General features: G+C 62.6%; 20 protein-coding genes. All 20 read left to right on the forward strand.

Annotated elements, in window-relative coordinates; genetic code table 11:
- The first annotated feature begins 2 nt into the window (after positions 1-2).
- Positions 3-1,688 carry an MFS transporter gene (locus AC6I7A_RS06725; RefSeq protein WP_058957995.1) on the forward strand — a complete coding sequence of 562 codons (1,686 nt, stop codon included), beginning with the start codon at positions 3-5 and terminating at the stop codon, positions 1,686-1,688.
- Positions 1,685-2,779 carry an HlyD family secretion protein gene (locus AC6I7A_RS06730; RefSeq protein ID WP_009090955.1) on the forward strand — a complete coding sequence of 365 codons (1,095 nt, stop codon included), beginning with the start codon at positions 1,685-1,687 and terminating at the stop codon, positions 2,777-2,779. Before AC6I7A_RS06725 ends, AC6I7A_RS06730 begins: the two co-directional genes overlap by 4 nt.
- Positions 2,776-4,158 (forward strand): efflux transporter outer membrane subunit, encoded by a 1,383-nt coding sequence (locus AC6I7A_RS06735; RefSeq protein ID WP_058957994.1) that lies wholly within the window; start codon positions 2,776-2,778, stop codon positions 4,156-4,158. The genes AC6I7A_RS06730 and AC6I7A_RS06735 overlap by 4 nt, the downstream gene beginning before the upstream one ends.
- Positions 4,159-4,424: 266 nt before the next feature.
- Positions 4,425-4,811 carry a hypothetical protein gene (locus AC6I7A_RS06740; RefSeq protein ID WP_058957993.1) on the forward strand — a complete coding sequence of 129 codons (387 nt, stop codon included), beginning with the start codon at positions 4,425-4,427 and terminating at the stop codon, positions 4,809-4,811.
- Positions 4,812-5,039: 228 nt separating this feature from the next.
- Positions 5,040-5,771 carry a beta-ketoacyl synthase chain length factor gene (locus AC6I7A_RS06745; RefSeq protein ID WP_058957992.1) on the forward strand — a complete coding sequence of 244 codons (732 nt, stop codon included), beginning with the start codon at positions 5,040-5,042 and terminating at the stop codon, positions 5,769-5,771.
- Positions 5,764-6,564, forward strand: coding sequence for a lysophospholipid acyltransferase family protein (locus tag AC6I7A_RS06750; protein ID WP_009090948.1), 801 nt, complete (start codon positions 5,764-5,766; stop codon positions 6,562-6,564). The genes AC6I7A_RS06745 and AC6I7A_RS06750 overlap by 8 nt, the downstream gene beginning before the upstream one ends.
- Positions 6,565-6,577: 13 nt before the next feature.
- On the forward strand, positions 6,578-6,835 hold the full coding sequence (locus AC6I7A_RS06755; RefSeq protein ID WP_009090946.1) for a phosphopantetheine-binding protein: 258 nt from the start codon (positions 6,578-6,580) through the stop codon (positions 6,833-6,835).
- Between the two features lie 16 nt (positions 6,836-6,851).
- Positions 6,852-7,106, forward strand: coding sequence for an acyl carrier protein (locus tag AC6I7A_RS06760; RefSeq protein WP_009090944.1), 255 nt, complete (start codon positions 6,852-6,854; stop codon positions 7,104-7,106).
- A 7-nt stretch (positions 7,107-7,113) separates the two neighbouring features.
- The gene (locus AC6I7A_RS06765; RefSeq protein WP_046101575.1) at positions 7,114-7,677 is read left to right on the forward strand and encodes a COG4648 family protein; all 564 of its coding nucleotides are present in this window, start codon (positions 7,114-7,116) and stop codon (positions 7,675-7,677) included.
- Complete coding sequence (locus AC6I7A_RS06770) at positions 7,674-8,993, forward strand: AMP-binding protein (RefSeq protein ID WP_058957991.1); 1,320 nt, start codon at positions 7,674-7,676, stop codon at positions 8,991-8,993. The genes AC6I7A_RS06765 and AC6I7A_RS06770 overlap by 4 nt, the downstream gene beginning before the upstream one ends.
- A complete protein-coding gene (locus AC6I7A_RS06775; protein WP_009090938.1) occupies positions 8,980-9,327 on the forward strand; it encodes a 3-hydroxyacyl-ACP dehydratase FabZ family protein in 348 nt (115 codons plus the stop codon). The genes AC6I7A_RS06770 and AC6I7A_RS06775 overlap by 14 nt, the downstream gene beginning before the upstream one ends.
- Entirely contained in the window at positions 9,321-11,030 is a 1,710-nt protein-coding gene (locus AC6I7A_RS06780; protein WP_058957990.1) for a glycosyltransferase family 2 protein, read from the forward strand. The genes AC6I7A_RS06775 and AC6I7A_RS06780 overlap by 7 nt, the downstream gene beginning before the upstream one ends.
- Positions 11,023-11,436, forward strand: a complete 414-nt coding sequence (locus AC6I7A_RS06785) for an acyl-CoA thioesterase (RefSeq protein ID WP_009090934.1) — start codon at positions 11,023-11,025, stop codon at positions 11,434-11,436. Before AC6I7A_RS06780 ends, AC6I7A_RS06785 begins: the two co-directional genes overlap by 8 nt.
- Positions 11,430-12,038, forward strand: a complete 609-nt coding sequence (locus tag AC6I7A_RS06790) for a LolA family protein (protein WP_058957989.1) — start codon at positions 11,430-11,432, stop codon at positions 12,036-12,038. Before AC6I7A_RS06785 ends, AC6I7A_RS06790 begins: the two co-directional genes overlap by 7 nt.
- Positions 12,025-14,331 carry an MMPL family transporter gene (locus tag AC6I7A_RS06795; RefSeq protein WP_498004636.1) on the forward strand — a complete coding sequence of 769 codons (2,307 nt, stop codon included), beginning with the start codon at positions 12,025-12,027 and terminating at the stop codon, positions 14,329-14,331. The genes AC6I7A_RS06790 and AC6I7A_RS06795 overlap by 14 nt, the downstream gene beginning before the upstream one ends.
- A complete protein-coding gene (locus AC6I7A_RS06800; protein WP_058957515.1) occupies positions 14,328-14,900 on the forward strand; it encodes a DUF3261 domain-containing protein in 573 nt (190 codons plus the stop codon). The genes AC6I7A_RS06795 and AC6I7A_RS06800 overlap by 4 nt, the downstream gene beginning before the upstream one ends.
- The gene (locus AC6I7A_RS06805; protein ID WP_058957514.1) at positions 14,897-16,057 is read left to right on the forward strand and encodes a beta-ketoacyl-[acyl-carrier-protein] synthase family protein; all 1,161 of its coding nucleotides are present in this window, start codon (positions 14,897-14,899) and stop codon (positions 16,055-16,057) included. The genes AC6I7A_RS06800 and AC6I7A_RS06805 overlap by 4 nt, the downstream gene beginning before the upstream one ends.
- Complete coding sequence (locus AC6I7A_RS06810) at positions 16,047-16,523, forward strand: hotdog family protein (protein ID WP_058957513.1); 477 nt, start codon at positions 16,047-16,049, stop codon at positions 16,521-16,523. The genes AC6I7A_RS06805 and AC6I7A_RS06810 overlap by 11 nt, the downstream gene beginning before the upstream one ends.
- Positions 16,520-17,251, forward strand: coding sequence for a 3-ketoacyl-ACP reductase FabG2 (locus AC6I7A_RS06815; RefSeq protein ID WP_009090924.1), 732 nt, complete (start codon positions 16,520-16,522; stop codon positions 17,249-17,251). The genes AC6I7A_RS06810 and AC6I7A_RS06815 overlap by 4 nt, the downstream gene beginning before the upstream one ends.
- A complete protein-coding gene (locus AC6I7A_RS06820) occupies positions 17,248-18,483 on the forward strand; it encodes a beta-ketoacyl-ACP synthase (RefSeq protein ID WP_009090922.1) in 1,236 nt (411 codons plus the stop codon). Before AC6I7A_RS06815 ends, AC6I7A_RS06820 begins: the two co-directional genes overlap by 4 nt.
- Positions 18,484-18,574 lie beyond the last annotated feature (91 nt).

An 18,574-nucleotide genomic window follows, 5' to 3' on the forward strand; every position in this document is an offset into this window, starting at 1 on the left:
CAGTGGCAAAGCGAAATCCCTACGCTGCACGCGAGTGGTTACCGCACGAAAAACCCATGCTGCCGGGCTCGCCCTCGACCCCGCTGCACCCGATGCCCAAACGCCTGGCGTTTGGCCTGATCGGTCTGCTGATTTCCCTGACCGGTGCGCTGAGTAACGCGCTGGTCACAGCAAATCTGGTCAATCTGCAGGGCACCTTTGGTGCCTGGTCGAATGAAATTGCCTGGCTGCCTGCGGTCTATGTGATGGGCAATATCTCGATCAACCTGCTGCTGGTGAAGTTCCGCCAGCAGTTTGGACTGCGGGTCTTTACCGAGGCGTTTCTGGTGCTCTATGTGCTGGTGGCGTTCTTTCATCTCTTTGCCAACGACCTCAGTTCCGCAATTATTGTGCGCACCGCGCACGGCATGGTGGCGGCCGCCCTCAGCTCACTCGGCATCTACTATCAGGTGCAGGCCTGGCCCGCAAAACATCGCCTGAAAGCGCTGGTTATCGGCCTGACGGTGTCGCAACTCGCCATTCCGCTGGCCCGACTCTTCTCCTCTGAACTGCTGCAGCTCAACGAGTGGCGCGGTCTCTATCTGTTTGAACTCGGTCTGGCGATGATTGCGCTGGGCGGGGTGCTGATGGTGAAACTGCCGCCGGGTGACCGCATCAAAACTTTTGAGAAAATGGATTTCGTCACCTTCATTCTGCTGGCACCTGGCATGGCGCTGCTGTGCGGCGTGCTGTCGCTGGGGCGGATTGAGTGGTGGTTCACCACGCCCTGGCTCGGTATCTGTACCGCGATAGCGCTGACGCTGATTGTCGCGGCGATGGTGATCGAACATAACCGGCGCAATCCGCTGATCAATACCCGCTGGCTCAGCAGCGGCAACATGGTGCGGCTGGGCATCGTGATGATCATGATCCGTATCGTCCTGGCCGAACAGAACACCGGCGCGGTCGGCTTCTTACAGCAGCTTGGCCTGCAGAACGATCAGATGCGTGGTCTGGCGCTGGCTATTATCGCCGGGGTCATTGTCGGCATTGCTGCCAGCGCGCTGACCATTAAACCCAATCATCTGAACTGGCCGATTGTCGCCTCGCTGGTGGTGATGATTATCGCTTCACTGATGGATTCGCAATCCAGCCCGCTGACCCGGGGTCCCGAAATGTATTTCAGCCAGTTCCTGCTGGGTTTCAGCAGCGCTTTTTTTATGGCGCCCGCCATGCTGATGGGGATTGGCAGCGTCGTGACCCAGCCAAAGAATCTGGTCAGTTTTGTGGTGCTGTTTGGCATGAGCCAGAACCTCGGCGGTCTGATCGGTTCCGCCATTCTGGGCACCTTTCAGGTCTGGCGGGAAAAATATCACTCCAGCCTGCTGGGCGATCAGCTTTCCCTGCTCGATCCCAATGTCACCGAGCGGCTCAGCCAGTATAATGCGCTGTTTAACCCGCTGGTGGGTGACAGCGTGCTGCGCGGTGCGCAGAGCACCAGCCAGCTTCAGACGGTCGCCACACTGCAGGCGAACGTGCTCGCCTATAACGACACCTATCTGCTCACCGCCGCGCTGGCGCTGGCGACGCTGATGTGGGTACTCTGGCGTTTAACCCGTCGCCGTTATCTGGAGTGGCGTCAGGCGCGATTTAACCTGCGTGAGCAGCAACAGCTGGCCGCATTACAGGATTTAAGGGAGAAACAATGAGTCAGCAGGATGAGCTTCAGGCTGCAGAACGCGAACGTGTTAATCGCCGCCGTATTCTTTCTGTCGCCGTGGGTAGCGGCATTGTGGTGCTGGGCGTGCTGGTTATTCTCTACGCCTGGCAACTCTGGCCCTTTACCAGCGCGGTACAGAGCACCGAAAATGCCTATGTGCGCGGTCAGGTGACCTTTATCAGCCCGCAGGTCAGTGGCTATCTCACCTCGGTGGAGGTGATCGATCTGCAGCCAGTGAAAAAAGGGCAGTTACTGATGACGATTGACGATCGGATCTATCGTCAGCGGGTGCACCAGGCGCAGGCGCAGCTGGCGATGAAGCAGGCGGCGCTGAACAATAACCTGCAGCAGCGTCGCAGCGCAGAAGCGACGATTCAGAGCAACAAAGCGGCACTGGAGAATGCCAAAGCCCAGGCGCTAAAAAGCGGCTTCGATCTGAAGCGGGTTGAAAACCTTGCGGCGGATGGATCGCTCTCGGTGCGTGAGCGTGATGCCGCCCGTGCCGCCAGCGCCCAGGCGCAGGCGCAGGTGCGTCAGGCGGCGGCGCAGATCGCCGTGGCACAGCAGAATCTGCAAACGGTCATTGTAAACCGTGATGCGCTGGAGGGGGATGTCGCCAGCGCGCGTGCCGCTCTGGAACTGGCGGAGATCGACCTGGCGAATACCCGGATTACCGCACCGGATGACGGCCAGCTCGGTCAGCTGTCGGTCCGCACCGGCGCCTATGTCACTGCCGGAACCCGCCTGACGTCGGTGGTGCCCAATCACAAATGGATTATCGCCAATCTGAAAGAGACCCAGCTGGCCCATATTCGTCCCGGCCTGCCGGTGACGATTCGGGTCGATGCGCTGGACGGCAAGCGCTTTAACGGCGAGGTGGAGTTTATCTCCCCGGCTGCAGGCTCAGAGTTCAGTGCCATTTCACCCGACAACGCCACCGGCAACTTTGTCAAAATCGCACAGCGCATTCCGGTTCGCATCCGCCTGAAGGAGCAGGATATGGCACAGCTGCGTCCCGGCATGTCCGTGGAGGTCAGCATCGATACGGCCGCCCGGCCCGCCGGTGAGGCTACGCCATGAGGGGCCGCGTAGCGATCGCTGCCCTGTCACTGCTGCTGTCAGGCTGCGCCACACAGGTTGAAAAGGCACCGGCTTCGCTGCCGATCCCGGCGGCCTGGCGGGAGAGTGTCGGCCCCGGCGCCGCGCCGGAGGCAGAGTGGTGGCGTGCCTTTCATGATGAGTATCTCAACCGGCTGGTCAGCCAGGCGCTGCGCAACAATCCCGATATTCTTACGGCGCGATCCCGGGTCGATCAGTATCGCGCCCAGCTGCGCGCCACGCAGGGTGATAACTTTCCCACCGTCAGCGCCGGTGTGGCCGCGACCCGTGAACGCACGCTCTCGTCAGTGACGGGGCAGCCTTATGAGACCGATGTGTTTCAGGGCGTCTTACAGGGCAGCTACGAGGTTGATCTGTGGGGCGCGCGCAGCAGCAGCATCACGGCGGCGCAGGCGACCTTAGCGGCGCAGCAGGCGGCGGCGTCTGCCGCTGAGCTGACCATCGCCAGCTCGGTCGCGTCAGGTTACCTCAACCTGTGTGCGCTGGATGAGCAGCTGCGGGTCACCGAGGCGACGCTGGCCACCCGCAATAATTCGCTGAAGCTGGCCCGGCGTCAGTTTGAAACCGGCTACACCTCCCGGCTGGAGTGGATGCAGGCGGCCTCAGAATATCAGTCGGCCAAAGCGCAGATACCGCAGCTGCAGCATCAGATCGCCCAGCAGGAGAATGCGCTGAGCATTCTGGTGGGAATGAACCCGCGTACCCTTGCCCGGCGTCAGCAGTTTGACCAGATTCTGCCGCAGGAGATGCCGTCGCTGCTGCCTTCTGCGCTACTCAACCGCCGTCCCGACATCGTGCAGGCGCAGCGTCAGCTGCTGGCGGCCGATGCCAGCCTGGCGTCGTCACAGGCGAAGCTGCTGCCGTCGCTTAATCTCACCGCCAGCGGCACCCTGCAGAGTTCGGTGCTGCATCAGTTAGCGGATAATCCGTTCCGGCTCTGGAGCGTGGGCGGCAGCATTCTGGCGCCCTTGCTGAACCGTGAAGCGCTGACGGCGCAGGTCGATGTCTCAATGGCCACGCGGAACCAGGCGCTTTACAGCTATGAAAAAGTGGTGCGCAACGCCTTTTCGGAAGTCAACGATGCGGTTGACGCCATCAGGCAGCGAGAGGCCCAGCTTCAGGAGCTGCAAAAGCAGGAGGCCTACGTGACCGAGGCGCTGCGCATTGCCCGCAACCGCTATCAGAACGGTTATGCCTCTTATCTGGATGAGCTGGATGCGCAGCGCACCCTGTTTTCCACCCAGCTTAATCGGGTCACCGTCAAAAATAACCTCCTGCTGGCGCAGATCGATCTCTATCGTGCGCTGGGGGGAGGCTGGACGCCCGCCGCAACGCCATAGTCGTCCTGGCCGATCCAGCCGTCGCCAGAGTTTCACGGCGCGGATCGGCCCCCTGACGACAGCAGGAGAGCCTGTTTCCTCCGCCGCAATCCCCCGAATATCCGCTATAAAGCGATGCATACTTCTGCTTACCTGTCTTTACATTCGATGGTATCATGCGCGGGTTTTACACCAGCCAGACGGAAAAGCGCACGAAAAGCGCAGGCTGCGCACGGCGAATTATCCGTTTATATTACTGATAAATATCATAAAAGAAGGGATTCCTGATGAATAAGAAGACGATTTTCACGCTTGCCGTGGTTGCTGCGTTATTGACCGGTTGTGCCCGCACCGCACCGATTCATAATGTGAATCAGAGCCTGACGCAGCGCTACAGCGATAACCAGATGAAAACGGCGATCATTGAAGCCGGCATTGGCCGTAAATGGGTGATGACCCCCGTTTCGCCAGGCGTGATCACTGGCCGCCTGTCCCAGCGTGGTTTCGCGGCGACCATTCGCATCACCTACACCAGCCAGAACTACCGCATCGATTATGTCAGCAGTGAAAACCTGAAAGCAGGGCAGGGGCAGATCCACAGTAACTACAACCGCTGGATCGCCAATCTGGATCAGGACATTCAGTTGCGCCTGTCGGCGCTGGCGGCGCAATAAGGCGTCTCCCGTCGCAATAACGTCCCGTCAGAGGACCTGAGTATAAAGATTGGCTCCACCCGGCCGACAAATCAGATGAGCTGCTATTGCTGAACCTCAGCATAAACCTCTACCGTGAACGCCCGTGGCGCGATCGGCAGAGGCGTTCAGCAATGCACTTTTCTGCACCGGGCAGTCGTAACGTCCTGATAATTGCTGACACCACACGTTTGACGAAAGAATGTTGAGATGAGACTCGCTTACTCACTGCTCGACTGGCAGGCCCTGGCTCCAGGATTACAGGGGCACAAGGCCTGGCAGGACTGGGCGCGACAGGGCACCGCTATCGATCCCGCAGGAGAGATGGCGAAACCGCAGTTTTTACCGATGATGACCGCGCGTCGTCTGAGCGGCGGCAGTCGTGCGGCGGTTGAGAGCGGGCTGGCACTGCTGGCCCGGCAGCGGGTGGACGCGATCGTCTTCACCAGCCGTCACGGCGAACTGGAGCGTAATCTGCGCATCCTCACCACGCTGGCCGATCAGCAGATGATGTCACCCACTGATTTTGCCATGTCGGTTCACAACTCGGCGGTGGGCAGCCTGACTATTGCGGCCAAAGCGCCGCTGGTCTCCACCTCCATCGCCGCCGGCATCGACTCTTTCCAGCAGGGATTGATTGAAGTCAGCGCCCTGCATCAGGCGGGTTATCAGCAGGTGCTGCTGGTCGATTTCGACGGCTGCGTGCCCGATTATTATCAACACTGGCTGCCGGAGCAGGGCATGAATGTGCCTTATGCGGTGGCGCTGCTGCTGGGTAAAGGCGAGGCATTGCGCTGCAGCGGTCGCCCTGAACCGGCGCAGACCCACGCGCCGCTGTGGCCGCAGAGCCTGCGTTTTCTGCAGCAGTGGCTGGCGGCGTCGCCCGCGTTCAGCCTGCCGGGTGAACGCCTGACATGGCACTGGGAGAGAGAACATGGCTGACTGTTCACAACCGGCACTCTGCGCGGGCAGCCGCCTGAACTACTGCTGGCGTCTGGTGATGACCGCGCTGAGTTTCACGCTGTTTGGCCTGGGTGGACTGCTGCTGTCGCTGGTGGGCTTTAATCTGCTGCTGCTGGTTCAGCGTGATTCGCTGCGCCGCCGTCTGCTGGCCCGACGCGCTATCGCGTTCAGCTTCCGCTGCTTTCTGCGGTTCTGCCGGCTGACCGGGGTCTACGACTACCGCATCGAAGGCGCTGAGCTGCTGCAGCAGGATCGCGGCTGCCTCATCGTGGCCAACCATCCCTCGCTGATCGATTACGTGATGATCGCCTCGGTGCTGCCGGAGATGGATTGTCTGGTGAAGGCCGATCTGCAGAAGAATCCTTTTATGCGTGGGGTGATCCGCGCGGCCGACTATCTGATCAACAGTGAAGCGGAGACGCTGCTGCCCGACAGTCAGCAGCGCCTGGCGCGCGGCGACAATATTCTGATCTTTCCGGAAGGCACCCGCACCCGCTACGGTCAGCCGCTCTCCCTGCAGCGGGGCGCCGCCAATATCGCCGTGCGCGCCGGCTGCGATCTGCGCGTCGTCCACATCACCTGCAGCCAGCGCATGCTCGATAAGCAGAGCCGCTGGTATCAGATTCCGCCAGTTAAACCGCTGTTTACTGTGCGTGTACAACCGCGAATCGACAGTCAGTCGTTTTGTGAAAGCAATCCCGATGCGCAGCCGCTGGCCGCGCGTCGCCTGACCCGCCATTTACAACAGGCGCTGGTCCCCCAGAACAGGTAAGACGAAAACCGGTATGGATGTATTAATCAACGATATCAAACAGATGATTATCGACACGCTGAACCTTGAAGATCTCAGCCCCGAGGATATTGAGACCGAAGATGCGCTGTTTGGCGACGGCCTCGGCCTGGACTCAATTGACGCGCTGGAGCTTGGCCTGGCGGTGAAAAATCGCTACGGCGTGACGCTCTCTGCGGAGAGTGAAACCCTGCGTGCCCACTTCTTCTCTGTTGCGACGCTGGCAGCGTTCGTCAACCAACAGCGCAGCTGAACGCGGAGACCATTTTATGATGAACAAAGAAGAGATTTATCAGGAAGTGTCGGCCCTGCTGACCAGCCTGTTTGAAATTGCGCCGGAGGATATCCATCCTGAGGCCCGCCTGTATGAAGATCTCGAACTCGACAGCATCGATGCCGTCGATATGGTGGTTCACCTGCAAAAACGCACCGGTCGTAAAATCAAACCGGAAACCTTCCGCGCGGTGCGAACCGTGCAGGACGTGGTCGATGCGGTCGAACAACTGATGCGCGAAGACGCCTGATCCCGCCGTGCCTGCTGCCACTCTTCGCCTGCTCAATCTGCTGACGCTGCTGGCCTGGCCGTTGCTGGTCTGGCTGGCGCTCACCCAGCCGCGCTGGCAGGGACTTTTCTGGCTGCTGGCGCTGCTGTTTGGGCTGCGCTGGCTGCAGCTGCGTCGTCAGCATACGGCCATGGGGGCGGTGATGGGCTGGCTGGCCCTGCTCGGCGCGCTGCTCTGTATCAGCAGTCAGCTGCTGCGCTCGCAGCATCTGCTGCTGTGGTATCCGGTGGCGGTCAATCTGGCGATGCTGCTGCTGTTTGGCGCCTCGCTCTGGAGCGCGATGCCGCTGGTGGAACGTATCGCCCGACTGCGTGAGCCCGTGCTTCCGCCTGCTGCGGTGCGCTACACCCGCCGCGTCACCCAAATCTGGTGCCTGTTCTTTATCGGCAATGGCAGCATGGCGCTCTTCACCTGCCTGCTGGGGAATCTGCGACTCTGGACATTGTGGAACGGCGCGATCAGCTATCTGCTTATCGCCGCGCTGATGGGCGCGGAGTGGTGCGTCCGTCAGCGCGTGAGGCGCAAAGCATGAGAGTGGCCGACTGGCTGACGGGCGCCGACCGGGAAGTCGCCTGGCGGGGCGATCAGACGCTGATGCTCAGCACCATGCGCCGTCAGGTGCTGGCGCTCAGCCAGCGCTTAGCGGCAGAGGCGGGCACACACTGGGCGCTCTGTTTTGACGACAGCTACCGCTTCTGCGTGGCGCTGCTGGCGAGCTGGTATGCCGGTAAAACGCCGGTGATGCCGGGTCATGCCCGCGCCGCGCTGCTCGATGAGATGCAGGATCGGCTGGATGGCGTGCTGTGCGACATGCCGCTGGCGGTCAGCCTGCCACGGCTGGCGTGGGATGAGGCCGAAGCGCAGGGCGCGCTGCCGCCGCTGCAGGACGGGGCTGAGCTGGTGCTGTTCACATCGGGTTCAACCGGCACGCCACGTCAGGTGGTAAAGTCCCTGGCGGTGATGGAGCAGGAGAGCCGCTGGCTCTGCGCCCTGTGGGGTGAACAGCTCCGGGCGTGCCGGGTGATTGCTTCGGTCAGCCATCAGCACCTGTACGGTTTATCGTTCCGGATCTTCCTGCCGATGACGCTGGCGCGCCCGTTCGCCGCCCAGCCGCTGTTTTACGGCGAACAGCTGGCTCAGCTTCCGCGCCACTGGCGCTATGCCTTTATCAGCAGTCCCGCTTTTTTATCGCGGCTGGACAGGTCGCTGCAGACGCCCGCCTGTGAACTGATTGTCTCCGCCGGTGGCGCGCTGCGCGCATCGGATGCTGAGCAGGTCTGGCAGCGCTTTGGCTGTCGGGTCAGTGAAATCTATGGCAGCACCGAAACCGGCACCCTGGCCTGGCGTCAGTGGGCGCGGCCCGGGGAGGCGTGGCGCTGTTTCCCCGACGTCCGGCTGGAGGAGGTGAGTCCCGATCGCTGGCAGGTCTGGTCGCCGCTGATTGGCGCAGCGGACGGCATCCCACTGGACGATCGCCTGCACAAACAGCCGGACGGCGGTTTTCAGCTGGCAGGCCGCCATGACCGCATCGTTAAAATCGCGGACAAGCGCATCTCACTCAGTGAGATTGAGCGCCGTCTGCGGGATCTGCCGGAGATAGAGGATGCCGTGGCACTGGTGGTGACCCGCCATGAACGGCAGGCGATAGGCGTCGTGCTTTCGCCCACCCGACCGCTGGATGAGGCGGCGCTGCATCAGCGCCGTCAGCAGTGGAAACAGCAGTTGCAACGCTGGCTGGAGCCGCTGGCCATGCCACGCTACTGGCGGGTTGTGGCCACCATTCCGGTCACCGCCCAGAGCAAACGCGCCTGGCCGCAAATAGAGGAACTTTTTCATGTTGCCGATTGAACGCAGCCGAACGTTACAGGCGAACAGCGTCACGCTGACGTTAGAGGTAGAGCCGGAACTGTTCTGGTTTCAGGGGCACTTCCCGACCCTGCCCATTCTGCCCGGCGTGGCACAGCTGGATTGGGTGATGCACTATGGTCTGCTGCTGCTTGCTCCCGGCAGGCAGTTTGCGGCCATCGATAACATCAAATTTCAGCAGCCGGTGCCCCCCGGCGCGCTGCTGCAGCTGCACCTTGAGTGGCACGCCGAAAAATCGCGCCTGAGTTTTCGCTACAGCCTGCTGAGTGAAGCGGGCGAGCAGAGTGCCAGCAGCGGGAAGATCGCGCTGTGTTAACGACTGCGTTCTCACCCTGCGTCGTGATCCCCTGCTACAACCACGGCGCGATGATGGCGTCGGTGCTGGCGCGGCTGGCACCCTTTAACCTGCCGATCATCGTGGTGGATGATGGCAGCGATGCGGCGACCCAGCTGCAGCTGGCGACGCTGCACGCCCCGCAGCTCAGCCTGCTGCGGCTCGACACGAATCAGGGCAAAGGGGCGGCGGTGATCCACGGCCTGCGGGCTGCTGCGGCGCGCGGTTTCACCCACGCGGTTCAGCTCGACGCGGACGGTCAGCATCAGGCGGAAGATCTGCCGTTAATGCTGGCGGAAGCGGCGCGTTATCCCGATGCGCTGATCTCCGGTCAGCCGCTCTACGATGACTCCATCCCCAAATCGCGCCTGTATGGCCGCTACATTACCCATTTCTGGGTCTGGATTGAGACGCTGTCGCTGTCGATCCGCGACAGCATGTGCGGCTTCCGCGTCTATCCGCTGGCCGCCACGCTGGCACTGTGCGACCGCCGGCCTGTCGGACAGCGCATGGATTTCGACACTGAAATCATGGTGCGGCTCTACTGGCAGGGCACCCGCAGTCGCTTTATCCCGACCCGCGTCACCTATCCGGTCAGCGGGCTGTCGCACTTCGATGCCCTCTATGACAACCTGCGCATCTCCTGGATGCACACCCGGCTCTTTTTCGGCATGCTGCCGCGCATCCCCCGCCTGCTGGCGATGCGCAGACCGCAGACGCACTGGTCTGTGGAAACGGAACGGCGCGGGCAGTGGGGATTGCGCTTTATGCTGGCCGTCTATCGCTACGGTGGACGCCTGCCTTTTACCCTGCTGCTCTGGCCGGTGGTGGCGGTTTACTGGCTGAGTGGTCAGCGTGCGCGCAGCGCCTCCCGGCAGTGGCTGGCGCAGGTCAGCCACGCCGCGCAGCAGCGGCAGATTGCGCTGCCGGCCCGGCTTAACAGCTATCGCCATTTCCTGCGGTTTGGCGGCGCGATGCTGGATAAAGTGGCCAGCTGGCGTGGCGATCTGCGCTGGGGGCGTGATATCGATTTTGCCCCGGGTGCGGAAGCGGTGATCCGCACGCCCGCACCGCAGGGGAAGCTGATTCTGGCCTCCCACCTGGGGGATATCGAAGCCTGCCGCGCCATGGCGCAGCAGGTCAGCGGTCTGGTGATTAACGCGCTGGTCTTTACCGACAACGCCCGCCGTTTCCGCGCGGTGCTGGAGACCATTGCCCCGCAGGCCGGGGTGAATCTGATGCCGGTCAGCGACATCGGGCCGGAGACGGCGATCCTGCTGCAACAGAAACTGGATGCGGGCGAATGGGTCGCGATCGTCGGGGATCGCACAGCGGTCAATCCGCAGCGTGGCGGCGAGCGACGGGTGATCTGGAGCGACTTTCTCGGTCGTCCCGCCCCCTTTCCGCAGGGGCCGTTTGTGCTGGCGGCCGCGCTGCGCTGTCCGGTGCTGCTGATGTTTGCCCTGCAGCAACAGGGTAAACTGCGCATTCACTGTGAGCGCTTTGCCGATCCGCTGCTGTTGCCGCGTGCGCAACGTCAGCAGGCGCTGCAGGAGGCGGTGGATCGCTATGCGGCGCGGCTGGCCCATTACGCGCTGCTGGCACCGCTCGACTGGTTTAACTTTTTCGATTTCTGGACGCTGCCTGATCCGCAGGCGCACCACAAGGAGTCTGACCATGACTGAACATCAGGCTGACGTCGTCCTGACCGTCTCGTTTCACGACTGCGATCCCATGGGGGTGGTCTGGCACGGTAACTACTTCCGCTTCTTTGAAGTCGCGCGCGAAGCCCTGCTGCGCAGCATCAACTACAGCTATGCCGAAATGGCGGCCAGCGGCTACGTCTGGCCGGTGGTCGACACCCGGGTCAAATACCGTCATCCGCTGCGCTGTGAAGAGACGATTCGCGTCAGCGCCCGGATCACGGAGTTTGAGAACCGCCTGCGCATCGACTATGAGGTGCGAAACGCCGCCGGTCAGATCACCACTAAGGCACACACCCTGCAGGTGGCGGTGGAGCAGGAGAGTCAGGCCATGTGCTTTGTTTCACCCGATATCTTACTGGAACGTTTAGGAGTGAAAGGATGCTGAAAATCATGCTAACCGGCCTGCTGCTGTGGGCCAGTGCCGCCAGCGCGGTCACGCTGGATCAGCTGCAGCAGCGTTTTGCCAGCCAGCCGGTGATCCGGGCAGACTTTACCCAGACGCGCACCATTGCCGGGATGCGCCAGCCGCTGGTGTCGCACGGGCAGATGCTGATCGCGCGTCAGCAGGGACTGTGGTGGCATCAGCAGACCCCGTTTGTGATGACGCTGCTGCTGGATGATAAGCGCATGGTGCAGAGCCTGAGCGGGCAGAAGCCGCAGGTGATCACTGCCGACAGTAACCCGCAGATGTTCCAGTTCAACCATCTGCTGCGGGCGCTGTTCCAGGCCGATCAGAAGGTGCTGAATCAGAACTTCACGGTGGCCTTCAGCGATCGCGGCAACGGTGCCTGGGCGCTGGAGCTGACCCCGAAAGCGGCGCCGCTTAACAGAATCTTTAACCGTATCTCGCTGGCGGGCAATGCGTTTCTGGACAGCATCCGGCTGGACGATAAGCAGGGTGATAAAACGCTGATTCAGCTCAGCAATACCCGTACTGAACCGCCGCAGCTGAGCGACGAGGAGCAGGCGCGTTTTGCCGGGCCGTAACGATCGACGGCTTGCCATCCTCTGGCTCGCCATTTGCCTGCTGCTGGCGGCGGCGCTCTCTTTTCTGCTGCCGCGCAGCCAGCTCAACAGCAGCGTGCTGGCACTACTGCCGCAGCAGAATCTGGGGGCTGCGCCGCCCGCGCTGCAGCAGGCCTTTATGCAGCGGCTGGATCGCCAGCTGGTGTGGCTGGTTTCACCCGGTGAAGAGGACGATCCCGGCATCGCGGCCTGGTGGCAGGCGCAGCTGCGCGAGCTGCCTGACCTCAGGCAGGTGCAGGGCGACCTTGATGCCGGGCAGCAGGAGGCGTGGGGCCGGTTTGCCTGGCAACACCGTAATGGCCTGATCGACGAGGCGACGCGCAGCCGCTTGCAGAACGGCGGCGGGGCGCAGGCGGAGTGGCTGCTGGCGCAGCTCTTCTCGGCATTTTCGGGTGTCAGCAGCAAAGAGCTGCAGGGCGATCCGCTGATGCTGGTGCGGGGGGCGCAGCTGGCGCTGGCGCAGAATGCCGGACGTCTGACGCTGCACAACGGCTGGCTGACGGTGCGCGATGCGCAGGGACGGCAGTGGTATTTCCTGCACGCTGAACTGGCCAGTAACGCTTTCAGTATGCAGCAAAGTCATGCGCTGGTGACGCGGCTCAGCGCGCTGGAGCAGCAGCTGAAAGCCCGCTGGCCGCAGGCGAAACTGCTGACGCGCGGCACGGTGCTGTTCAGCGACAACGCCAGCCAGCGGGCGCAGCATGATGTCAGAACGCTGGGCAGCGTGACGCTGGGGGGCGTTATCCTGCTGGTGCTGCTGGCCTTCCGCTCACTGCGACCACTGCTGCTCGCGGTGACCTCCGTAGCCGTGGGAGCCATGACCGGCACGGTGGTGACGCTGCTCTGCTTCGGGGAACTGCATCTGATGACGCTGGTGATGAGCCTGAGCATTGTCGGCATCTCCGCCGACTACACCCTCTATTATCTCACCGAGCGGATGGTTCACGGCGATCAGCAGACGCCGTGGGAGAGTCTGCGTAAAGTGCGCGGCACGCTGCTGCTGGCGCTGGGCACCACGGCGATCGCCTGGCTGCTGATGCTGCTGGCTCCGTTCCCCGGATTGCGTCAGCTGGCGGTGTTTGCCGCCAGCGGCTTAACGGCCTCCTGCCTGACGGTGATTCTGATCTATCCATGGCTGGTGCGCGGTCTGCCGGTGCGTCCGGTGCCGCTGATGGTGCCGCTGGCACGCTGGCTCGCCGCCTGGCGACGGCAGCGCGGGCTGCGCATCGGCTTACCGCTGGCGCTGGCGATGTTCGCCGCCACCGGTATCGCCCGGCTGAATGTGGATGATGATATCGCCCATCTGCAGAGTGCGCCGGCCTCGCTGCTGGCACAGGATCGCCAGCTGGCTGCCCTGACGGGGCAGCGAGCCGATCAGACCTGGTTTGTGGTCTGGGGCGATGACGCGCAGCAGACCCTGCAGCGGCTGGAAAAAATGGCACCGGATCTTCGCAGGGCAGAGCAGCAGGGCTGGCTGCAGGGCTATCGTCTGCTGCCGCTGCGATCGCTGGCGCAGCAGCAGCAGGATCGCCAGCTGTTGCAACAGGCTGTGCCCACCGTGACGAGCCGCCTGCAGCAGGCGGGGATTTCCCTGGCTGCGCCGGATCTCTCCCCGATGCCGGTGACGCCCGCGGCGTGGCTGGCCAGTCCGCTGAGTGAGGGGTGGCGACTGCTGTGGCTGACGCTGCCGGATGGCCGCAGCGGCGTACTGATCCCCACCAGCGGGGTCAGAAACAGCGCCGCCCTGGCGGCGCTCGCGGCGCAGCATAGCGGCGTCAGCTGGATTGACCGCAAGGCGGGTTACGACAGGCTGTTCAGTTTCTGGCGCACCCTGCTGACCGGCCTGCTGGCGCTGGCGCTGCTGTTCATCACGCTGACGTTTGTGCTGCGTCTGGGCCTGCGCGCGGGCTTACGCAGCGCGCTGCCGTCGGCGCTGTCGCTGGCGGTGGCGCTGGCCACGCTGGGCTGGATCGGCGCGTCACTGAATCTCTTTGCGCTGCTGGCGCTGATTCTGGTGCTGGGCATCGGCATTAACTACACGCTCTTTTTCAGCAATCCGCAGGGGACGCCCCTGACGTCGTTGCTGGCGGTGTCGCTGGCGATGATCACGACGTTACTGACGCTGGGCATGCTGGTCTTCAGCAGCACCAGTGCGATTGCCAGTTTTGGCACTGTTTTATGCAGCGGCATTTTCAGCGCTTTCCTGCTGTCGCCGCTGGCGATGCGACCCACCCGATCAAGGAGTAAACGATGATCCGCGCCGCCTCTCTTCTGCTGACGGCGCTGCTGCTCAGCGCCTGCGCCGGACCGGCACCTGACAGCAGCCGTCCCACCGCCTGGCTGAAACCGGGCGTAAAGGTTACGCTGCCGCCGCCGGGTATCCATCCCGCTTTTCAGCAGCAGCAATTACTGACCGGACAGGTCAAAGGTCAGAGTCAGTCGCTGCTGGTGCTGCTCAGCGCCGATGAGCAGCAGATCGATCTGGCCGGACTCTCCTCGGTCGGCATTCGCCTGTTCAGCCTGCGCTATGATGCCGGTGGCATTCACACCCAGCAGCTGATGCCGCTGCCGCAGATGCCGCCAGCCAGCCAGGTGCTGGCTGACATCATGCTCAGCTACTGGCCGCGGGAAGTGTGGCTGAAACAGCTGCCGTCCGGCTGGCGGCTGGAGGATCAGGGGTTAAAGCGCCAGCTGTTCGATGCCGATAACCAGCTGGTGACCGAAATTGATTACCTGCAACGCGGCTCTCTGCGCCAGCCGATCAGCATCCGCCAGCATGCGTTTGGCTATCAGATCCGCATTCAACATCTGGACGCCTCATGATTTACCTCTCCGCCTTCGGCATGCTGAATGCGCTGGGCAATAACAACCGGGAAATTGCCACCCATCTGCAACAGGGCATCGCGCCCGGCATGCAGCGCTGTGACGGCTGGCTGAGCGGTGAGCGCAGCTGCTGGCTTGGCCGCGTTGTGGGCGAGCTGCCGCCGGTTCCGGCTGCCTTACGCGCGCACAACACCCGCAATAATCAGCTGCTGCTGGCGGCGCTGGCGCAGATCCGCCCGGCACTCGACGCGGCCGTGGCGCGCTATGGGGCTGACCGGGTCGCGATCGTGCTGGGCACCAGTACCTCGGGTGTGGATGAGGGCGATCGCCAGATTGGTGCGCCTCAGCCTGACTATCACTATCAGATGCAGGAGCTGGGCGATCCTTCCCGATTTCTGGCGCACTACCTGCAACTGAATGGCCCGGCTTATACCATTTCGACCGCCTGCTCCTCCAGTGCCCGCGCCGTGATCAGCGGTGAGCGACTCATCGCAGCCGGTCTGGTGGATGTGGCGCTGGTGGGCGGGGCGGACTCGCTGAGCCGGATGCCGATTAACGGATTCGACAGCCTGGCCTCGCTCTCTGAACGTCGCTGCGCGCCTTTCAGCCGCGATCGTGACGGCATCTCTATCGGTGAAGGGGCGGCGCTGATGCTGCTGACGCGTGAACCGCAGCCGCTGGCGCTGCTGGGCGCGGGCGAATCATCTGACGCCTGGCACATGTCCGCGCCGCATCCGCAGGGCGAAGGCGCTGAACGGGCGATGCGTATGGCGCTGCAGCAGGCGGCGCTGTCGCCGCAGCAGGTCGGCTATGTCAATCTGCATGGCACGGCGACGCCGCTCAACGACCAGATGGAAGCCGGTGTTATCGCGCGTCTGTTTGGTAACCGTGTGCCGTGCAGCTCGACCAAGCACCTGACCGGCCATACGCTCGGCGCGGCAGGTATCTGTGAAGCGGCGCTCAGCGCCCTGATCCTGCAGGAGAATCTGCCCCTGCCTGCCCAGGATTTCCGGACGGCGGCACAGGATGAGACGCTGCCGGATTGTGGCCTGCTGTTACAGCCGCAGGCGCTGGAGCGGCCGATCATCGCCTCAAATTCATTCGCCTTTGGCGGCAATAACACCTGTCTGATACTGGGACGCCCCGATGACTTTTAATTCTCCCGCCGCGTACTGGCTGCCCCACGCCGCACCCATGCTGCTGCTCGATCAGCTGATTAGCGTTGACGATGATCAGGTTCACTGTCAGGTCTCGACCTGCACCGGTGGCGTCCTGACGCCCTTTCTGACGCCGCAGGGTGAACTGCCCGCCTGGTTTGGCGTTGAGATGATGGCGCAGACCGTGGGCGTCTGGTCAGGCTGGCATGCAAAGCAGGGCGGTGCCACCCTGATCCCCCCCGGTATGCTGCTCGGCGGACGCGGCTGGCGGGCGCATCAGCCCCATTTTCCCGCCCGCGCCACGCTGGATATCAGAATGACGCTGCTGATGCGCGACGACCGCATGGGCAGTTTTGAGGGCGACATTCGCCACGGCTCGCAGCTGCTGGCCAGCGGTCGTCTGAATACTTATCAACCCAATGAAGCAGAGTTACAGCAATTAATGTCACAAGGAAATCAACCATGACAGATTCGGTATTGGTGACGGGTGCCAGTAAAGGCATCGGCCGCGCAATTGCGCTGCGTCTCGCCCGGGATGGCTTTCAGGTTATCGTCCATTTCAACCGCGATCGGGCTGGCGCTGAGCAGTGCCTTGAGGCGATCGTCGCCGCAGGCGGCAGCGGTCGCGTTCTGGGATTTGATGTGGCCGATCGCGCCGCCACCCGCGCCGCGCTGGAGGCTGACATTGAGCAGCATGGTGCCTACTACGGTGTGGTCAGCAACGCGGGCATCACCCGTGATGCCGCTTTCCCGGCGCTGACGGATGAGGAGTGGGACAGCGTGATCCACACTAACCTCGACAGTTTTTACAACGTGATCCAGCCCTGCGTGATGCCGATGATCGCGCTGCGACGCGGGGGGCGTATCATCACGCTCTCCTCGGTGTCGGGGATGATGGGCAACCGCGGTCAGGTCAACTACAGCGCGGCAAAAGCGGGCATTATCGGTGCCACCAAAGCGCTGGCGATTGAACTGGCTAAGCGCAAAATCACCGTTAACTGCATTGCACCGGGTCTGATCGACACCGGGATGGAGGGGCTGGCCCCGCAGGTCATCGATGAGGCGATGAAGATCGTGCCGATGAAGCGCATGGGGGCGGCGGAAGAGGTCGCCGGGCTGGCGAGCTATCTGATGTCCGATATCGCGGGCTATGTGACGCGTCAGGTCATTTCGATCAATGGAGGCATGCTGTGATCCATCGTGTCGTCGTGACGGGCATGGGCGGCGTCACCGCCTTCGGGGAGTCCTGGGCTGAAGTCTCGGCGCGGATCCGGGCCGGTCGTAATGCCGTGCGTTTTATGCCGGAGTGGCAGGTCTATGACGGGCTGCATACGCTGCTGGGTGCACCGATTGATGACTTTGCGCTGCCGGCGCACTACACCCGCAAGCGCATCCGCGCGATGGGTCGCGTGTCGCTGCTGGCCACGCGCGCTACCGAGCTGGCGCTGACCCAGGCGGGCCTGATTGACCATCCGGTGCTGACCAGCGGTGAAACCGGTATCGCCTACGGCTCGTCGACCGGCAGCACCGGGCCGGTCAGCGAGTTCGCCACCATGCTGACGGAAAAGCACACCAACAATATTACCGGCACCACCTACGTCCAGATGATGCCACACACCACCGCCGTCAATGCCGGACTCTTTTTCGGCCTGCGCGGCCGGGTGATCCCGACGTCCAGCGCCTGCACCTCCGGCAGCCAGGCGATTGGTTACGCCTGGGAGGCGATTCGTCACGGCTATCAGACGGTGATGGTCGCTGGCGGGGCAGAGGAGCTCTGTCCGTCAGAAGCAGCGGTGTTCGACACCCTGTTTGCCACCAGTCAGCGCAACGATGCGCCCCACACCACGCCGGCACCTTTTGACCAGCAGCGTGATGGCCTGGTGATTGGTGAAGGCGCCGGAACGCTCATTCTGGAGTCGCTGGAACATGCGCAGGCGCGTGGCGCAACGATTTACGCGGAACTTACCGGCTTTCATACCAACTGCGACGCGGCGCACATCACCCAGCCGCAGCGGGAAACCATGCAGATCTGTATCGAGCGGGCGTTGCAAAGCGCCGGAATTACCGCCGCTGAAATCGGATATGTGAATGCGCACGGTACCGCCACTGAGCGGGGCGACATGGCTGAAAGTCTCGCCACGGCGGCGGTCTATGGCGACACGACACCCGTCTCATCGCTGAAATCCTATTTCGGCCATACGCTGGGGGCCTGTGGCGCGCTGGAAGCCTGGATGAGCATTGAGATGATGCGGGAAGGGTGGTTTGCGCCGACGCTGAACCTGACGCAGCCTGCCGCTGATGCCGGGCAGCTCGATTACATCATGGGCGCGCCCCGTGAGATTGAGACCGACTACATTCAGAGCAACAACTTTGCCTTTGGGGGCATCAACACCTCACTGATCTTCAGACGCTGGCGCGGCGCCTGATCACCGGCCCGTGCCGTCGGCACGGGCGGGTTTATTTCCCGGACGAAAGAAACAGACGTCACTCCGCCTTTCATCTACACTGTCACGCACC

The organism is Type-F symbiont of Plautia stali (genome assembly GCF_059731105.1).

What these genes read in the sequence shown, in the direction of transcription:
- AC6I7A_RS06740 (WP_058957993.1), top strand. Translation starts at nt 4,425, where the DNA reads ATGAATAAGAAGACGATTTTCACGCTTGCCGTGGTTGCTGCGTTATTG.
- AC6I7A_RS06745 (WP_058957992.1), top strand. Translation starts at nt 5,040, where the DNA reads ATGAGACTCGCTTACTCACTGCTCGACTGGCAGGCCCTGGCTCCAGGA.
- AC6I7A_RS06775 (WP_009090938.1), top strand. Translation starts at nt 8,980, where the DNA reads ATGTTGCCGATTGAACGCAGCCGAACGTTACAGGCGAACAGCGTCACG.
- AC6I7A_RS06815 (WP_009090924.1), top strand. Translation starts at nt 16,520, where the DNA reads ATGACAGATTCGGTATTGGTGACGGGTGCCAGTAAAGGCATCGGCCGC.
- AC6I7A_RS06750 (WP_009090948.1), top strand. Translation starts at nt 5,764, where the DNA reads ATGGCTGACTGTTCACAACCGGCACTCTGCGCGGGCAGCCGCCTGAAC.
- AC6I7A_RS06805 (WP_058957514.1), top strand. Translation starts at nt 14,897, where the DNA reads ATGATTTACCTCTCCGCCTTCGGCATGCTGAATGCGCTGGGCAATAAC.
- AC6I7A_RS06760 (WP_009090944.1), top strand. Translation starts at nt 6,852, where the DNA reads ATGATGAACAAAGAAGAGATTTATCAGGAAGTGTCGGCCCTGCTGACC.
- AC6I7A_RS06790 (WP_058957989.1), top strand. Translation starts at nt 11,430, where the DNA reads ATGCTGAAAATCATGCTAACCGGCCTGCTGCTGTGGGCCAGTGCCGCC.
- AC6I7A_RS06735 (WP_058957994.1), top strand. Translation starts at nt 2,776, where the DNA reads ATGAGGGGCCGCGTAGCGATCGCTGCCCTGTCACTGCTGCTGTCAGGC.
- AC6I7A_RS06755 (WP_009090946.1), top strand. Translation starts at nt 6,578, where the DNA reads ATGGATGTATTAATCAACGATATCAAACAGATGATTATCGACACGCTG.
- AC6I7A_RS06770 (WP_058957991.1), top strand. Translation starts at nt 7,674, where the DNA reads ATGAGAGTGGCCGACTGGCTGACGGGCGCCGACCGGGAAGTCGCCTGG.
- AC6I7A_RS06730 (WP_009090955.1), top strand. Translation starts at nt 1,685, where the DNA reads ATGAGTCAGCAGGATGAGCTTCAGGCTGCAGAACGCGAACGTGTTAAT.
- AC6I7A_RS06785 (WP_009090934.1), top strand. Translation starts at nt 11,023, where the DNA reads ATGACTGAACATCAGGCTGACGTCGTCCTGACCGTCTCGTTTCACGAC.
- AC6I7A_RS06810 (WP_058957513.1), top strand. Translation starts at nt 16,047, where the DNA reads ATGACTTTTAATTCTCCCGCCGCGTACTGGCTGCCCCACGCCGCACCC.
- AC6I7A_RS06800 (WP_058957515.1), top strand. Translation starts at nt 14,328, where the DNA reads ATGATCCGCGCCGCCTCTCTTCTGCTGACGGCGCTGCTGCTCAGCGCC.